This is a genomic window from Longitalea arenae, from assembly GCF_016924755.1.
Lineage (GTDB): Bacteria > Bacteroidota > Bacteroidia > Chitinophagales > Chitinophagaceae > Niastella > Niastella arenae.
In genome coordinates this window covers 176764-192393 of the sequence record NZ_JAFFJX010000008.1, presented here as the reverse complement: position 1 = coordinate 192393, position 15630 = coordinate 176764, and the positions used below count along the sequence as shown (strand labels likewise).

14 protein-coding genes are annotated in these 15630 nt (G+C 45.1%); 6 read left to right on the top strand and 8 right to left on the bottom strand.

All coding sequences use genetic code 11. From position 1 onward, the window contains the following. The first annotated feature begins 68 nt into the window (after positions 1-68). Genes JT717_RS17210 through purH form a run of 3 tightly spaced genes read left to right on the top strand, consistent with a single transcriptional unit; the run spans position 69 to position 3639 of the window. Positions 69-1850 (top strand): RagB/SusD family nutrient uptake outer membrane protein, encoded by a 1782-nt coding sequence (locus tag JT717_RS17210; RefSeq protein WP_205511754.1) that lies wholly within the window; start codon positions 69-71, stop codon positions 1848-1850. Between the two features lie 33 nt (positions 1851-1883). Continuing rightward, positions 1884-2060, top strand: a complete 177-nt coding sequence (locus JT717_RS17205) for a hypothetical protein (RefSeq protein ID WP_205511753.1) — start codon at positions 1884-1886, stop codon at positions 2058-2060. Positions 2061-2115: 55 nt separating this feature from the next. Next, positions 2116-3639 (top strand): bifunctional phosphoribosylaminoimidazolecarboxamide formyltransferase/IMP cyclohydrolase, encoded by a 1524-nt coding sequence (gene purH / locus JT717_RS17200; protein WP_205511751.1) that lies wholly within the window; start codon positions 2116-2118, stop codon positions 3637-3639. Positions 3640-3719: 80 nt separating this feature from the next. On the opposite strand, the gene JT717_RS17195 is transcribed toward purH, so the two are convergent. From JT717_RS17195 to mutY, 8 genes are all read right to left on the bottom strand, one after another. Further along, on the bottom strand, positions 3720-4427 hold the full coding sequence (locus tag JT717_RS17195) for a hypothetical protein (RefSeq protein WP_205511748.1): 708 nt from the start codon (positions 4425-4427) through the stop codon (positions 3720-3722). Between the two features lie 138 nt (positions 4428-4565). Next, complete coding sequence (locus tag JT717_RS17190) at positions 4566-5894, bottom strand: polysaccharide deacetylase family protein (RefSeq protein ID WP_205511746.1); 1329 nt, start codon at positions 5892-5894, stop codon at positions 4566-4568. 64 nt (positions 5895-5958) lie between these two features. Beyond that, positions 5959-7335 (bottom strand): LutB/LldF family L-lactate oxidation iron-sulfur protein, encoded by a 1377-nt coding sequence (locus tag JT717_RS17185; RefSeq protein ID WP_205511744.1) that lies wholly within the window; start codon positions 7333-7335, stop codon positions 5959-5961. 191 nt (positions 7336-7526) lie between these two features. After that, positions 7527-8123: a DUF3109 family protein gene (locus JT717_RS17180; RefSeq protein ID WP_205511742.1), complete on the bottom strand. Its 597-nt coding sequence runs from the start codon at positions 8121-8123 to the stop codon at positions 7527-7529. Positions 8124-8217: 94 nt separating this feature from the next. Beyond that, complete coding sequence (gene gldD, locus JT717_RS17175) at positions 8218-8802, bottom strand: gliding motility lipoprotein GldD (RefSeq protein WP_205511740.1); 585 nt, start codon at positions 8800-8802, stop codon at positions 8218-8220. Between the two features lie 102 nt (positions 8803-8904). Beyond that, complete coding sequence (gene gldE, locus JT717_RS17170; protein WP_240348181.1) at positions 8905-10203, bottom strand: gliding motility-associated protein GldE; 1299 nt, start codon at positions 10201-10203, stop codon at positions 8905-8907. Positions 10204-10424: 221 nt separating this feature from the next. Then, positions 10425-10874, bottom strand: a complete 450-nt coding sequence (locus JT717_RS17165; protein WP_205511736.1) for a single-stranded DNA-binding protein — start codon at positions 10872-10874, stop codon at positions 10425-10427. A 215-nt stretch (positions 10875-11089) separates the two neighbouring features. Further along, on the bottom strand, positions 11090-12160 hold the full coding sequence (gene mutY / locus JT717_RS17160; protein WP_205511734.1) for an A/G-specific adenine glycosylase: 1071 nt from the start codon (positions 12158-12160) through the stop codon (positions 11090-11092). 339 nt (positions 12161-12499) lie between these two features. Between mutY and JT717_RS17155 the strand changes: the two genes are divergently transcribed. From JT717_RS17155 to JT717_RS17145, 3 genes are all read left to right on the top strand, one after another. Continuing rightward, positions 12500-12820, top strand: a complete 321-nt coding sequence (locus tag JT717_RS17155) for an HU family DNA-binding protein (RefSeq protein WP_081145882.1) — start codon at positions 12500-12502, stop codon at positions 12818-12820. Between the two features lie 24 nt (positions 12821-12844). Further along, on the top strand, positions 12845-13690 hold the full coding sequence (locus JT717_RS17150; protein ID WP_205511732.1) for a tetratricopeptide repeat protein: 846 nt from the start codon (positions 12845-12847) through the stop codon (positions 13688-13690). 344 nt (positions 13691-14034) lie between these two features. Then, positions 14035-15588, top strand: a complete 1554-nt coding sequence (locus JT717_RS17145; protein ID WP_205511730.1) for an Rne/Rng family ribonuclease — start codon at positions 14035-14037, stop codon at positions 15586-15588. Positions 15589-15630: the final 42 nt, after the last annotated feature.

The following is a 15630-nucleotide window of genomic DNA, read 5'->3' as shown; positions in this document are numbered from 1 at the left end:
GCACACACGGCAATGAAAAATTTGTTATGGTAAGTTCCATCTGGCTAGTAAACAATAAACATTTTCAGATGAAAAAGCATTATGGCTGGCTCAGTCTTATTTTAACTGCAATCATCTTTACAATACCCTCCTGTAAAAAAACCTTTGAAGACAAACCGCTGCAGCTGCTTACTGAAGACTTTATCTTCGATGAGAATGACCCTACAGGAACCCAGGCATATTGGTGGGTGGGAAACATATATCTTAAAATTCCTTCCGGTTATAACCGGATGCTGGGCGGAAGTAGTTGGGGGCTCAATGGTACACCGAGAGGTACTAAAATTTCCCTGGTACCTTTGGAATGTTTTTCAGATGATGCCGTTCCAAGCGCCGAAGGAAATGAGGGATGGAGTATCATTCGCGGCGGATACAATCCTCTTTTTACATTTGATGATAACTGGGGTAATTGTTATAGTGCTATTCGGGCAGCGAATATTTTTTTAAATAATTATCAGCGCATACCCTGGGCCGATTCAACCCGCAAAGTATGGCTTGCCAACGAGGCGCGTGCGCTCAGGGCTTATTTCTATTACGAATTGATCAGGAGGTATGGTGGTGTTCCGATGGTGGGTGATACGGTTTTCGATTACCATGATCCTGAATTATTGAATGTAAAACGCAACAGCTTTGAAGAATGCGTCAATTACATTGTATCCGAATTGGATATAGTTAAAGACAGCCTGCGTGCCGACGTGCCGCTCGGCGGCAGAACAACCGATCCGAATTTCGGAAGAATGAACAAAAGTATTGTGCTGGCTATTAAAGCCAAGGTATTGCTGCTGGCCGCAAGTCCTTTGTTCAATCCTTCATCGAACCCGGATAAACCCTATACAGGTTACCCGGTTTATAGTGCAGAAAGATGGAAAGCGGCCGCCGACGCTGCAAAAGCAGTAATGGACCTGGGCAATTATGACCTGGAGCCTAATCGTTACACCCTGGTATTACAGCGGGCTAACAGGGAGCACATTTTTTTCAGGATGAGCGATCCGCGTACCGATAATTCCTACGCTTATTATATGTCTCCGCCCGGATTCAAGCCGGCAAATCGCAATAGTGAAGGCCGGGTAAGCCCAACACAGGAATTTGTTGACGCCTTTCCCATGAAGAACGGGAAAGCAATTACTGATCCTTCTTCCGGTTATAATCCATCGAACCCTTATGCCGGCCGCGATCCCCGTTTGGAACAAACGGTGTTTTATAACGGCGCTAAATGGCTGCAAAGACCGGTAGAGACTTTTGAAGGCGGGAAAGACAAACCGAATAATGCTACCCTTGCTCCCGTGCAAACACAAACAGGCTATTACGCCAAAAAGTTTTGCGCGAACGATAGCAGCAGTGCAAATTATACAAACACCTTTTACCGCGACGGCGGCTTTATTCCACCCTGGTGCATCATCAGGTATGCAGATATTCTTTTAATGTATGCCGAGGCAAAGAATGAATATTCAGGACCCGACGCCTCTGTATATGCGGCTGTTGAGAGAATTCGCCAGCGGGCAGGCCTTTCACCTTATGCGCTGCCTGCAGGATTGTCGCAAGATCAGATGCGTGATGTCGTCAGGAACGAACGCCGCATTGAATTAGCATTCGAAGAACAAAGATTTTGGGACATCCGCCGCTGGAAAATTGCGAAATCGGTTTATGGAACTACACTTCACGGAGTAACCATAACCAAAAATGCAAATGGCATGTTCAACTATTCCCCGAAGGATGTCACCACGCCCTATTTCACAGACGCCATGTATTTGTTTCCGGTGGCAATAAAAGAAACGCAGGTAAATCCGGGGATCGAACAGAATCCAGGGTACTGAGGGCAATAGGCAATGGGCAATAGGCAATGAGCAATGGGCAATAGGCAATGGGCAATGGGCAATGGGCAATGGGCAATGGGCAATGGGCAATGGGCAATGGGCAATGGGCAATGGGCAATGGGCAATGGGCAATGGGCAATGGGCAATGGGCAATGGGCAATGGGCAATGGCAATGGCAATGGGCAATGGGCAATGAGCAATGAGCAATGAGCAATTGATACGGCAATTCAAAATTGCCACACTCCACTTTCGATAATATACGCATATGACCAAAAAGATACAGTCTGCATTAATTTCCGTTTTTTATAAAGATGGACTTGAGCCCCTTGTAAAGGTGTTGCACGAACAAGGCATAACTATTTACTCTACCGGTGGTACTCAATCATTTATAGAGAAACTGGGCATTCCGGTTGTGCCGGTTGAACAGCTGACCACCTATCCATCCATTCTGGGTGGCCGCGTTAAGACCCTGCATCCTTCCGTTTTTGGCGGAATCCTGGGTCGCCGCGAACTGGAAACAGATGTTCAGGAAATGAAACAATACAATATTCCTGAAATTGACCTGGTAATTGTAGACCTGTATCCCTTTGAAGAAACGGTAGCCAGCACATCGGAAGAAAAACTGATCATTGAAAAGATTGATATTGGCGGCCCTTCCATGATCCGGGGCGCAGCCAAAAACTTCAGCAATGTGGTGGTACTGGCCGCAAAATCTGATTACCAGGTGCTGGCCGATATGCTTTCAGCCCAGAATGGCGCCACTACCCTGGAACAACGCCGTGCCTTTGCCGCCAAAGCATTCCAAATTGTAGCCCATTACGATGTGGCTATTGCAAAATATTTCGATCCAGCAGGCGATCTGTATTTCCTGGAATCCGTTCCCAGTCCCAAAACCATGCGGTATGGCGAAAATCCTCACCAGACCGGTGTGTTTTATGGCGACCTCAACCAATTGTTCAATCAGCTGAACGGAAAAGAGCTCTCCTATAATAATCTCGTAGATGTAGATGCGGCTGTTCAACTGATCACCGATTTTGCCGGTAATGAAACAGGCGCTGTATTTGGCATTATTAAACATACCAACGTTTGCGGTATTGCTTCCAGAAATACAGTGAAAGCTGCCTGGGATGCAGCCCTGGCCGGTGACCCGGAAAGCGCTTTTGGCGGCGTACTGGTTTGCAACGGGACTGTTGATAAAGCAACTGCGGATGCTATCAATGAAATATTCTTCGAGGTTTTGATCGCGCCGTCCTTTGACGAAGATGCGCTGGCGGTATTAAAGTCAAAAAAGAACCGTATTCTCTTACAGCAGAAAGCAGCTGCCAGCCGTACGAACCAATATAAATCTGTATTGAATGGCGTACTGGCGCAGGGCGAAGACAAAGGTAATTACCAGGTATGGAAAGAGGTTGGCGGCCGCGAAAGCAATGCAACGGAAAAAAGCGACCTGGTATTCGCCAACATTGTATGCAAACACCTGAAATCAAACGCCATTGCACTGGTTAAGAATAAACAGCTGATCGGCAAAGGTTGCGGCCAAACCAGCCGGGTAGATGCGTTGCGTCATGCACTGGAGAAAGCCCGCCAGTTTGAATTTGATCTTAATGGAGCCGTATTGGCAAGCGATGCCTTCTTCCCCTTTAATGACTGTGTGCAGCTGGGGCATGCTGCCGGTATTACTGCCTTTATTCAACCGGGCGGTTCGGTTCGCGACAAGGATTCAATCGATTACTGCCAGCAGCATCAGCTCGCCATGGTAATGACCGGTATGCGTCACTTTAAACACTAGAGTTTTTTTAGCATAATGCAAGGCCCTCTATTTCCGGATGCCCCGGCGATAGAGGGCCTTTGCCGTACGATAACTGGTTATCACAATTGCGTGATCAAACTATCCACCGCTTTTTTGCTCATGGCAGTTATATTTTCGTTGTATTGATCAATATATTCCCAGGTCTTTCTCTTTACTGAGTTGAATATTTTAACATGTATAGCTTTATCCAGATCAGGAATGGTGATCACTCCCTGTTTTAGCTCTGTATTATCCTGGAAGATCTTGTATGAAACAACCATCTCGCTTTTCGCCGGCACTACAGAGATGATGTCCCAGCCAAACGCATAGAGACCAACAAATACGAGGTGGCTTTCATCATCGATTGAAAACACATTGGGAATTTGTGTTAATACCAACTCAACCCGGCGCCCATTCAATTTACTTTTCAGCCCTTTTGAGCTTGCATAGGTCAGGGCAGTATTGGTAAAGTTATTGAAAGGTAATTTGGGGTTCAGGGTGCATGTATTGGCAGTTTGCCATTCCCAGTAAACCAACAAAGGCAAAAACCTGCCGCTTGTTTTTTTAGTGCTGGAGTTGATCTGTTCGGCAACAGGCAAAGTTGTTGAGACCGTAATATATTCGGTATTTTTTCTCGTGGGCGCCGTCAACGCATCGCCATACTTTTTATCTACCCACCTGTCGACCTTTCGGGCAGTTATACAGGAAGGGACCAGAAATGTTAGGAAAATAACGGGAGTGGCAAAACTAAAAACTGTTCTGACAAACGCGAGCCAATTAGCCTTCATAAGGAATGGTGGTTTATAATACTACAAAGCATGAAAGATAATAAACACGATTAAACTGCAGGTAATAAATTGATATTCGTGCTGTTTTGGCAATAAGCGTGTCAATTTGCGGAATAATCGTGAAACCTGATGATCACACTACAACGCATCATTATACGCATCCCAGTACACAGTCTCTTTCATAAACAGCTCAAACATTTTCCGCCAGCCTTCATATGCCGGATCAGTGCCTAAAATGAAGTTGTGCCAGATGGGAATAAATACGCCTTTAACGCCTTTCACCCGTTCATAATACTGGATGAGCTCATTATACGTTTGTTGTGGACTTTGCTTTTGCTCGAACAGCGAATTGGCATCCATAAAACAGAATGGATAGAGCAAGAGCGAGGTAGCTTCTTCTTTCTTCAGGTCGTACCAGTAAAAAGGGGAGCACACCGAGGCCCTGAAACCGTTAATAGTGGCATAGCCCATGGAAAAATCTTTTTCTATCCCTGCTTCCAGTAAGCGCCGGAAGGTCAAAGGCATGGAAAACCGTATATAATGTTGCCGGCTGCACAGGATCTTTTTATCACCCACTACTTCCAGCCACTCCAGCTCTTCCCGCAACAAGGCGGCATCATCACCGCTTTGCCACGACGGATGTGCGCCTAAATGATAGGTATCGGCATAATAGCTTATCAGGTCGCGAAATGGTTTTTTGTCGCAGGAGATGTTCTTATCGTACCGCGACCTTTTTTTGGCGGCCAGAAAAAAGAAATAAGGCTTCAGCCGGCAGTATAAATGCCAGGCATCGAGCCATTCAAAACAATCAAACGGGTCTTTTCTTTTGCCGCGTAATACCAGCCATCTGTCTTTAACCCTTGCCCATTCGCCCTTACGTATGGAGTTATAAAAACCGCCCAGGTTCCTCCACCAGCCTTTGTGCAGGTATGACCAGGCCATATCAATATCATACGTTAACAAACATTTGAACTGGCTTTGCCTGAACACCAATCCAGGGAATTTGAATTGTAATGCTTTTTTAAACGATTGCAACCAGTAATTGATCAGGGGTTGTTGTAAGAAATGTTCCCGGTATGCGAGGGAGTTGATGTGGGCATAACGGCCATATTCATCCTTTGCATGGGGCAGGTACTCTTCATAGCGGCTTAACAGGTAAAAAGAAGCGGCGAATATATCGAAGGGAAAATCACCGGATGTTTGGAAAAACGCTTTGTAAAAATTGACTTCAAAACATTCTACCTGCTGCGGATGAATGCCGGTCTCAAACAGCAAAGGGGTTTGCCGCAGATAAAATTCCCGGTGAGAAAATTCCTGTGACGAATAGTTCAGCCCCGGTTGCTCTGACGCCTTAAAATAAGCTTCATCGTTAGTGATGGTTATCTCCCCATCAAATAATTCCTTACCAATAAAATCAACAATGTATTGCAGGCGGGCTGTTGTGGTATGTGTATAAAGAAGTAGCATCAGTACCTGCAAAATAAAAAAGTCAACCGTAAAAGTTGACTTTTTTACACTATCTTTTAAGTAACTATTTCCCTTTCTTTTCCCGCCACATTTGGTTAAAGGTTTTACCGGCGAAGTTCAGATCGGCGCGGTTGGTGGTCCAGCCTTTAAATACTTTATTCACCATCCAGTTCTTGAGTTTCTGATTGCCCATATTATACATGTTCCGGTGCAGGGTGGCCTGCTTCCACAGTTTCCAGGCAACTTTTTCGCCCCAGCTGAAATCACCTTTTTCTACAGCGTTGTGCCGGTTTTCAAGCAATATTTCGTGCAGGTTGATCTTTACAGCGCAAACCTCGGTACAATTACCGCATAAAGATGAGGCATAGCTCAAATGTTTCCATTCGCCCATGTCTTTCAACTGCGGAGTAATAACGGCGCCGATGGGTCCGCTATACGTGGTTTCATACGCATGACCGCCAATGTTCTTATAAACAGGGCAGGCATTTAAACAAGCGCCGCAACGAATGCAGTAGAGGCTTTCGCGGGTTCTTTCGTTCGCCAGGATGTTCGTACGTCCGTTATCGAGCAATATCACATACATCTCATCGGGACCATCGGGTTCACCGGGCTGCCGGGGACCAGAAATAATGGTATTGTATGAAGTGATCTGCTGGCCGGTGCCATAGGTTGCCAGCAATGGCCAGAACAGCGCCAGGTCATTCATGGATGGAATAACCTTTTCGAGCCCGGTTATAACTATGTGGGTTTTAGGAAATGCGTTGCTTAAACGGGCGTTTCCTTCATTCTCACTCACAGCCACGCCGCCAATATCGGCCAGAATAAAATTGGCGCCTGTGATACCTACTTCAGCTTGTACATACTTATGCCGCAATTTATCCCGCGCCACAAGGGTAAGTTGTTCTGCTGATAAATTAGGAGCTGCATGCAATTTCTCGGTGAAGAGCCGGGCAATATCTTCGCGGCTTTTATGCATCGCGGGGGTCACAATGTGATAAGGCGGCTCACCATCGAGCTGTTGAATATATTCACCCAGGTCGGTCTCTACGCTTTCAATGCCATGCTCTTCCAAATGATCGTTCAGGTGAATTTCTTCGGTCACCATGCTCTTGCTCTTCACGATCGTTTTGCAATTCTTTGCCTTACAGATCCTGAGCACTTCTTCTACCGCCTGTTTTCCATCTTCTGCCCAAATCACTTTACCGCCCCGTTTGATAAGCATTGCTTCAAACTGCTCCAGGTGTTTATCGAGCTGTTCAATGGCCCGCCATTTAATATTTTTAGCTCTTTCGCGCGCCAGGTGAACATCTGTAAACTGCGCCTTACCCAGGGGAACTGCCGCATTGTACTTTCCTATGTTGAAATTCACTTTACGCCTGTGTTCCAGATCCGCAGCCTTAATGGTGCTTTTCGCCATGAAAGAGGAAGAGTGCTCGCTCATTCTTAATGCTTGTTTTTAGTTCTTATTAGCCGGCTTACGGTTTTGTTACAAGTCACCGGCATTCCGTCTTTATTCCTGCCCGTTGCCAATCGCTTTTATGGGCATTCTAAGTTCTTTGTTCCTTCGTACTTCACAATCCTGAGCCATCCCGCTGATTACAGTAACCAGCGGCAAGCCCGCCATCTCTTTGCCTACCTGCTTTTTGCGCCCATATAGTCTGTGGCCACTTTTTCAAGCGCATTGTAGAAGTCTTCGCCGTATTTGCGAACGATAGGTTCTTTCAAAAATTTGTACACCGGTACCTTTAATTTTTTGCCCAGAGAGCAGGCCGGACTGCACAATGTTGGCCGGGGCTCGTAGTTCATGCGATCGTAATCGCCTTTCCGGCCGTTTTTTTGAATAATCGGGAAGAAGTGGCAGCTGATGGGCTTTTTCCAGCCGATAACGCCATCGTTATATGCCTGTTCAAAGGCGCATTTGATAATGCCTTTCTCATCCCTGGAACCATATACACAGATCTCATTATCACCACCCAAGGTAGGGGTTACCCAGCCGAACTCCCGATGGTATACATATTTCCCTTTCCGCTCAATTTCAGCCAAAGCAGCCGGGGTGAGATAGGGCTTTACTTTTTCAAATACGTCGATCATGATATCCAGCTCGGCATCTTCAAGTGGAGCGCCGGCATCTCCTTCTTCACAGCAGCCTCCCTTGCATTTATTCAGGTCGCACACAAACTGTGCTTCGGCTATTTCATCACTGATCAACACATTGTCTACTACTATCACGTAATTATGTTTTAAAGCGCAAAATTAATCATTAAGAAGCAAGCAAGGGCTGGCAAAATGCTACCGTATATTGGCAAATACCGCCTTACACCTACTATCTCCACCTGAATGTATTGATCAGGTGTTTCATATCTTCCTGCAAAAAGTTGTTTACCACGCTCAGCGAATCTTCGTTCGGGCTGGCGTCAAAGTATAAGGCGCCCCGTAAAAAATGCCTGGTTGAATCGGTCACGAAGAATTGTTTATTGGTAGCCGCATTTCCCCCAACCGTAAAAAATACGCCGCTTACCCCGGTGGCGGTGCGCATCGTTGAATCAACGATCTCGGTGGCCCGGGTGGAATGTTTGTAAGTCATATTGTAGGCATCGTTCACCAGTTTATTGAGCTCGTTCTTGCCGATTTCCTTGTAACTGATATAAATTTTTCCGTTGAACCGGGGAAAGTCGATATTGATCCAGTAAGGGTTTTCCGGTTTATCTTCAAAGAAGGTAGTATCCTTTATAACATTTGCATACACCGGATATTCAAAGGTATAAGGGTATCCGGGCTGATCGAACAGCCTGTACTCATGTTTGGGAAAATCAATTTTAAAATATCCTTTCCGTTTCGGGGTGTATGTACTGTTGCAGGCAATTAATAAAACGATAAGGCCAATGTAAAATATGAAGAGAGTTTTCATTTAATTATACTATGGATTTTAATTCATGGGTGGCAGGTTCCATGTTACAGGTTTCAGGTGCAGGAAGGTGAGACCTTGTAACCTGTAACTTCAAGTCCTCAGTTAACTCACCTGCCTGTCCTGTTTTATATTGATGGTGACCTTTATTTTCCGGATGCGGTTGCGGTCAACTTCGAGGGCTTCAAAATCAAAGTCACCTACCGTGGCCGTGTCATTCACCTTGGGTATTTCTCCCACCAGTTCCAGCATGAGGCCGGCCATGGAATCGCTGTCGCCTTTTACCTGGTCGAAGGTATCTTCCTGCAGGTTCATGATCTTGCAGGCGTCGTGTATCATGGTACGGCCTTCAAAAATGTATGTATACTCGTCTATTTTTTTGATGCCGGTCTCTTCTTCGTCAAATTCATCCCTGATATCGCCAATGATCTCTTCGAGAATATCTTCCAGGGTAACAATTCCGCTGGTTCCGCCAAATTCATCAACCACCACGGCAAAGTGTATATGCCGGGTTTGAAATTCTTTCAGCAGGTCTTCAATATGTTTTTGTTCATGCACAAAGAACGGGGGCCGAACCACCACATGCCAGTCAAAATTGTCAGGTTCATTCAGGTATAACAACAGGTCTTTGGTATGAACGATCCCAACAATATCGTCGAGGCTTTTGCGGTATACCGGCAGGCGGGAATAATGCAGCTCTTCCACTTTTCTTTTTAATGCCTGAAAATTGGCTTCGTATTCGATGCCGTTCACATCGAGACGGGTGCGCATGATCTGCTTTACGGTAATGTTGGGGAATTTGTAGATGCCGGCCAGGATGCGCTGCTCTTCTTCTTCGTGTATGGTGCTTTTGATGGCCTGCTCCAGCTGCTGGTGGGTATAAGCCCGGGAGGCTTTACCACCGAACAACGATTCAACCCCATCCGATACCCTGAGCAACCAAACCGAGATCCGTTTGAACATATAAAAGATCACTTCCACCAGGAAGGAAGCTTCGTATGCCGAACGAAGGTTATTTTGGGAGGCACGTACCTTGGGTAATATTTCGCCAAATAAAATGATCAGGGAGGAAATGATGACCAGTTTGATGAGGTACACGACCCAGATCTGCACATTCCCGGGTTGTATGATCAGTACCTGGTCTATAAAAAAATTGGTGAGGATGATCACGGCAATGTTCACCAGGGTATTGGCGATCATCAACGATGCCTGTAAAGCCCTGGGTTCTTCCAGCAGGGTGGCGATCCGCTTCCAGCCCGTATCCTGCTTGGTCTTAAGCATATTGATGTCCCGGTAGGTGAGCGAGAAGAAAGCCATTTCAGCACCGGAGATAAAAAAAGAAAGCAGTAATAAAACAAGCACTGCAGCACCTACCAGAGTGGCACCCTGATAGTTGGTCGCCATCCACAGCAACTTAAGCACATACTCAGATCCAAAAATCAACAAAGGCTTGTCCAAAGCATGGGGTTTTCATGAATAAATTTGATCATCGATTCGAATTATAGCCTGTCATTAGTTCTATAATCAACAAAGTTAATCAGAAAGGGGCCGGTTAAAAGCAATTTCAAACCTTTTAATCGGCCCCCTGCTGAAATTATTTCGACATGCAAAAATAATAGTATGGGCTAGAATGGCAAATCCTGGGAAGGGGAATCACTTATGGGTGGGATATCGGCACTATTAAAGCCTTCTATATTTTCACCATGCGGAGTTGTAGTGCCATGGGAGCCATGGGATGCATCGGCCCTTTTATCCAGCATTATCAGGTTATCGCCAACGACCTCAGTCGCAAATTTTTTATTGCCTTCCTTGTCTTCCCAGCTGCGTGTACGAAGCCTGCCTTCAATATATACCAGGCTACCTTTGTGTAGGTACTTCTGCGCCAGCTCTGCCAATCCTCTCCAGAGTACCACGGTATGCCATTCTGTTTGAGAAATGAGCTTGCCCGATCTGTCTTTAAATGTTTCGGTGGTTGCCAAAGGGAATTTTGCTACGGCAATATGTCCCTCCAGGTGCTGTGTATCCGGGTCCTTTCCTAAATTACCAATTAGCATTACCCTGTTTACTCCTCTCATAGATGGTAAATTTGATGTTAATAATCGTCTGCGCCTTTTTATTCCTTTTTAAAGTTAAATTTTTTAATAGAAAAAAATAGAAATTTTTAGGCCGATTATGACACGAATACCCATCTGTAGCCACTTTCACAAATCGTATAGTTTACCATGTGTGGCCATGCCGGCAAAACCCGGGGCCCGCATCATATGAACGATAATAAAGATTCCTAACGGCTTTAGAACAGTTCGGCCGGGGTGGCCGGCTCACCCAAAAAGGCAGTTATAAACCGGGGGAAGGCATATTTTGAAAGTTGCTTTTTATCTATCAACAGGAAATTACTCAGCGTGGGTAAAGCTTCCTGTACCTGCAGTTTAATGAAACGGCCATGAATCGTTTGATGGGTAAGCTGCTGCCGGTATGTACGGCTGATGCTTTCAATATGGCATTGCTGCCCGTTCACCAGCTTCCTGAGAAATGGCAATTTTAACGTTATGTTCTCCACAACAGCCGGCGATTCAAACAAAACAAACTCAAATAAATTTTCCCATATGTCCTTACCCGTTCTTTGCTTAATATACCATTTGCCTTTGTGTTCAACGATGAAGTAATAGAACCAACGCTCTTTACGAATGATGGCCTTTTGTTTTACCGGTAGCTGTGTAACCAGGTTCTGCCGGTATGCTTCACATTCTTTTTGCTGAACACAGTCCTGGCACAATGGGTTCTGTGGTTTGCAGATGACGGCGCCGAAATCCATGATGGCCTGATTATAAATGCCAGGCGTATCCTGATGCAATAATGACTGGGCAAGCGTTTGATACAATTTCCTGCCCTCTGTAGTATCAACAGGTGTGGTAATGCCGAAGTAGCGGGCAAGAATGCGTTGCACATTACCATCGAGTACGGCATGCGGTGCATTGAACGCAAAGGATGAGATCGCTGAGGCTGTATATGGACCTACACCAGGCAGGGCGATGATCTCGTCATAGGTAGCCGGAAATTTTCCTTTGTAATCGCTGGCGATCTTGCGTGCTGCAGCAATGAGGTTTTTACAACGGCTGTAATAACCGAGCCCTTCCCACATCTTAAAAACTTTTTCTTCATTGGCCCTGGCCAAATGAATTATAGTTGGAAATGCTGCAATGAATTTTTCATAATAGCTCCATCCCTGTTCAACTCTTGTTTGTTGCAGTATGATCTCACTCAGCCATATTTTATATGGATCTTTCTCTCCCTTCCATGGCATAACACGTTTGTTACTGCTCTTATTCCACTGTAATAACTTACGCGTAAAATCAGGTTTCATTAAAAAATAACTGGTTTTTTACGGTTTCCGGCCGGTTAAGAGGCCATTTTTAAGCCCTCAACGGCTGAAAAGCTCCGTGTTTTTCCTGAACTGAAAAAAAATGCTAATACTTGTTGTGCAGACATTTCGTCCTATAACAGAATGAAAATGAATTGTTTGCTTCTTATTTCAGGCATGAAAATTGTTTAAAATTCATTTTCAATTGTTTATACTTTTCTTGCAAATGTGAAAATTTACCGTTAATTTCATTAAAGAATTGATTTAGTGTAGATTGCCTTTGACATTCCTATGAAAATTTTTTAAAATTAAAATTTGTAAACCCGTAAAAATTCATGCGACATGAGAAAGGCAGACCTCGTTAACCAAATATCGGAAAAAACAGGTATACCGAAGGTTGATGTGCTGGTTACGCTGGAGACCATGTTCAAGGAAGTGAAAGACACCTTGTCCCAGGGCGAGAACATCTACATTCGTGGATTCGGCAGCTTCATAACAAAGAAGAGAGCTGCTAAAATTGGCCGTAATATCAAAAAGAATATTGCGGTGCATATACCCGAACATTTCATTCCTGCATTCAAGCCAGCCAAAGAATTCGTTGCAGAAGTTAAAAAACTGCAATCTGTGAAAGAAGATCAGCCAAACCCGGATGATGAGATGTAAATTTGCTGCTTAAATGTTTGATTTTTGAAAAAGCAACAATTGATCCTGGTAGGCAGTGGAGTTGTGCTCCTGTGTCTGATTTACTTTTTTGGCCGAACCATTCCCCCTAAAAAGAACCCTGGTGCTGTTGCAGCAGCAGCCGGTACTAAAGAAATAACTTTTAAGACCATTCTGGAAGCATCCAAGCAGCAACTGAGTCCTGCCCTGCAGGCCCAGGTTGCCCAGCTGGAAACGGCTGTTGTACGCGGCGACGTGAAGGAGCAGCAGATAAAGGTGTACAAGCAGCTGGCCGCCTTCTGGAAAGATTCGGCGCATTTACTGCTCCCCTACGGTTATTATTCTGCACAGGCTGCTAAATTGGAAAATTCTCAAAAAAGTCTCACCTTTGCTGCCCAATTCTTTTTAGAGGGCATCCGGCGGCAGGAAAATCCTGATTTACAGCGTTGGATGGCAATAGAGGCTAAAGAGTTATTTGAGAAGGCATTGCAGATCGCGCCGAACAATGATTCGCTGAAAGTTGGATTGGGAAGCTGCTATCTCCTGGGTAATATCAGTGATAATCCCATGCAGGGAATTATGATGATCAGGGAGGTTGCAGAAAGAGATCCGGAGAATATGTATGCACAGTTCCAGTTGGGCCTGGGCAGTTTGATCTCGGGACAGCTGGATAAAGCAATTGACCGCATGTTGAAAGTAGTGCAACACCAGCCGGAAAATATTGAAGCAATATTGATCCTGGCAGAAGCTTACGAACAGCATAACGACAAGGCGAATGCAGTGAAATGGTACAACGAGAGCAAGAAGCATATTCACAATGCCGATGTGGTCAGGGAGATCGACGAACGTATTAAATTACTTGGTAATAAATAATTAAACCTATCCGGTAAAAGACATTTAAACATTATTATTTAATCTTAAACTCATTGGTGTTATATGCCTTGTGGTAGAAAAAGAAAGCGTCATAAAATAGCCACGCACAAGCGTAAAAAAAGACTTAGAAAAAACCGGCATAAGAAGAAGAACCGCTAGTTTTATCTTCTTGAAAAGGTCGCGCCTTTCCGGCGAGACCTTTTCCTTCTTTCGCTGAATCTAGTTACGTTGTCATTTATTACAGGTTACTTACAATGCTGATACTGATACCTGACAACTAATTCCTCTTCAGCACATTTCCTTGTAGTGATGAGATGATTTAGACGGTATAAAGACAGTTACGCTTGAATAAGGAACTAATTATAAATGCAGCACCCCAGGGGGTTGAAATCGCCCTTTTGGAGGATAAAAAGCTCGTGGAATTGCATCATGAAAAAGCGGATGCAAGTTTCGCGGTGGGCGACCTATATCTTGGAAAAGTTAAAAAACTCATCCCGGGCCTCAATGCTGCCTTTGTTGATGTAGGATTTGAGAAAGATGCTTTCCTCCACTATACAGACCTCAGCCCATACGCGCGCTCTTTATTGAAATTCACCCAACAGGCTATTAGCGATAACAGTCCGCAGGGTTTTAATTTCGCCACCTTCCAGGTTGAACCGGAAATTATAAAAACCGGAAAGATCAATGAAGTACTGAGCGGCAAGCCGAATATTCTTGTACAGATCTTAAAGGAACCCATCGCCGCCAAAGGCCCCCGCCTGAGTTGCGAGATCTCATTGCCCGGCCGTTTTGTTGTTATCACTCCATTTAATGATATCGTGGCCGTTTCCCGCAAGATCCACTCTGCTGAAGAAAGAAAAAGATTACAGAAAATAGTGGAAGCTATTAAACCAAAGAATTTTGGCGTAATAGTTCGTACTGCTGCTGAAGGTAAGAATACCGCCGAATTACACGAAGACCTGGCCGCCCTGGTTGAAACCTGGGAAACCATCCAGGGAAATCTCAAAGGTGCGGTAGCCCCCGCCAAGATCCTGAGTGAGCAAACTAAAACCACCAGTATCTTACGCGATCTGCTGAATGAAGATTTTAACCGCGTTGTGGTAAATGACCGCAATATTTATAACGACACCCGCAATTATATTCAGCGCATTGCGCCCGAAAAAGCCGACATCGTTTCTTACTATCATAATGGATTGCCCATCTTCGACCAGTACGGTATTACCAAGCAGGTAAAAGCTGCCTTCGGTAAAACTGTTAACCTGCCCAGCGGCGCCTATCTTATTATTGAACACACAGAAGCTTTGCACGTAATTGATGTGAACAGCGGCTACAAAAGCGTTGGCAATAACCAGGAGCAAAATGCCCTGGAAACCAACCTTGAAGCTGCCGCCGAAATTTCCCGCCAGTTACGGTTACGCGACCTTGGTGGTATTATCGTGGTGGACTTTATCGATATGAAGCTGCCCGATAACAAACGCAAGCTGCTGGAAGCCATGGAAGAATGTATGCGCCCCGACCGGGCGAAACATGCCGTGCTGCCCATTTCGAAGTTCGGGCTCATGCAAATCACCCGGCAAAGGATGAAACCCGAGGTAAATATCAATACCCAGGAGGTTTGTCCAAGCTGCGCCGGAACCGGTAAAATATCTTCTACCCTGCTGCTGGAGGATGAAATTGAAAAGAACCTCAGCTACCTCATTACGCACCAGCATAAAGACCTTACCCTGGTCGTACATCCCATTATGCACGCCTACCTTACAAAAGGTTCCTGGCTGAAATCAAAACAATGGAAATGGCGGTGGAAATATGGCCAGAAGGTTAAGATCAGGGAAAATACCAATTATCATCTTACAGAATTCCACTTCTTCGACAAACACGACGACGAGATCAAACTGTGAAGGCGGTCAATGGCCAATGGTGAATGGTCAGTGGTCGATCAG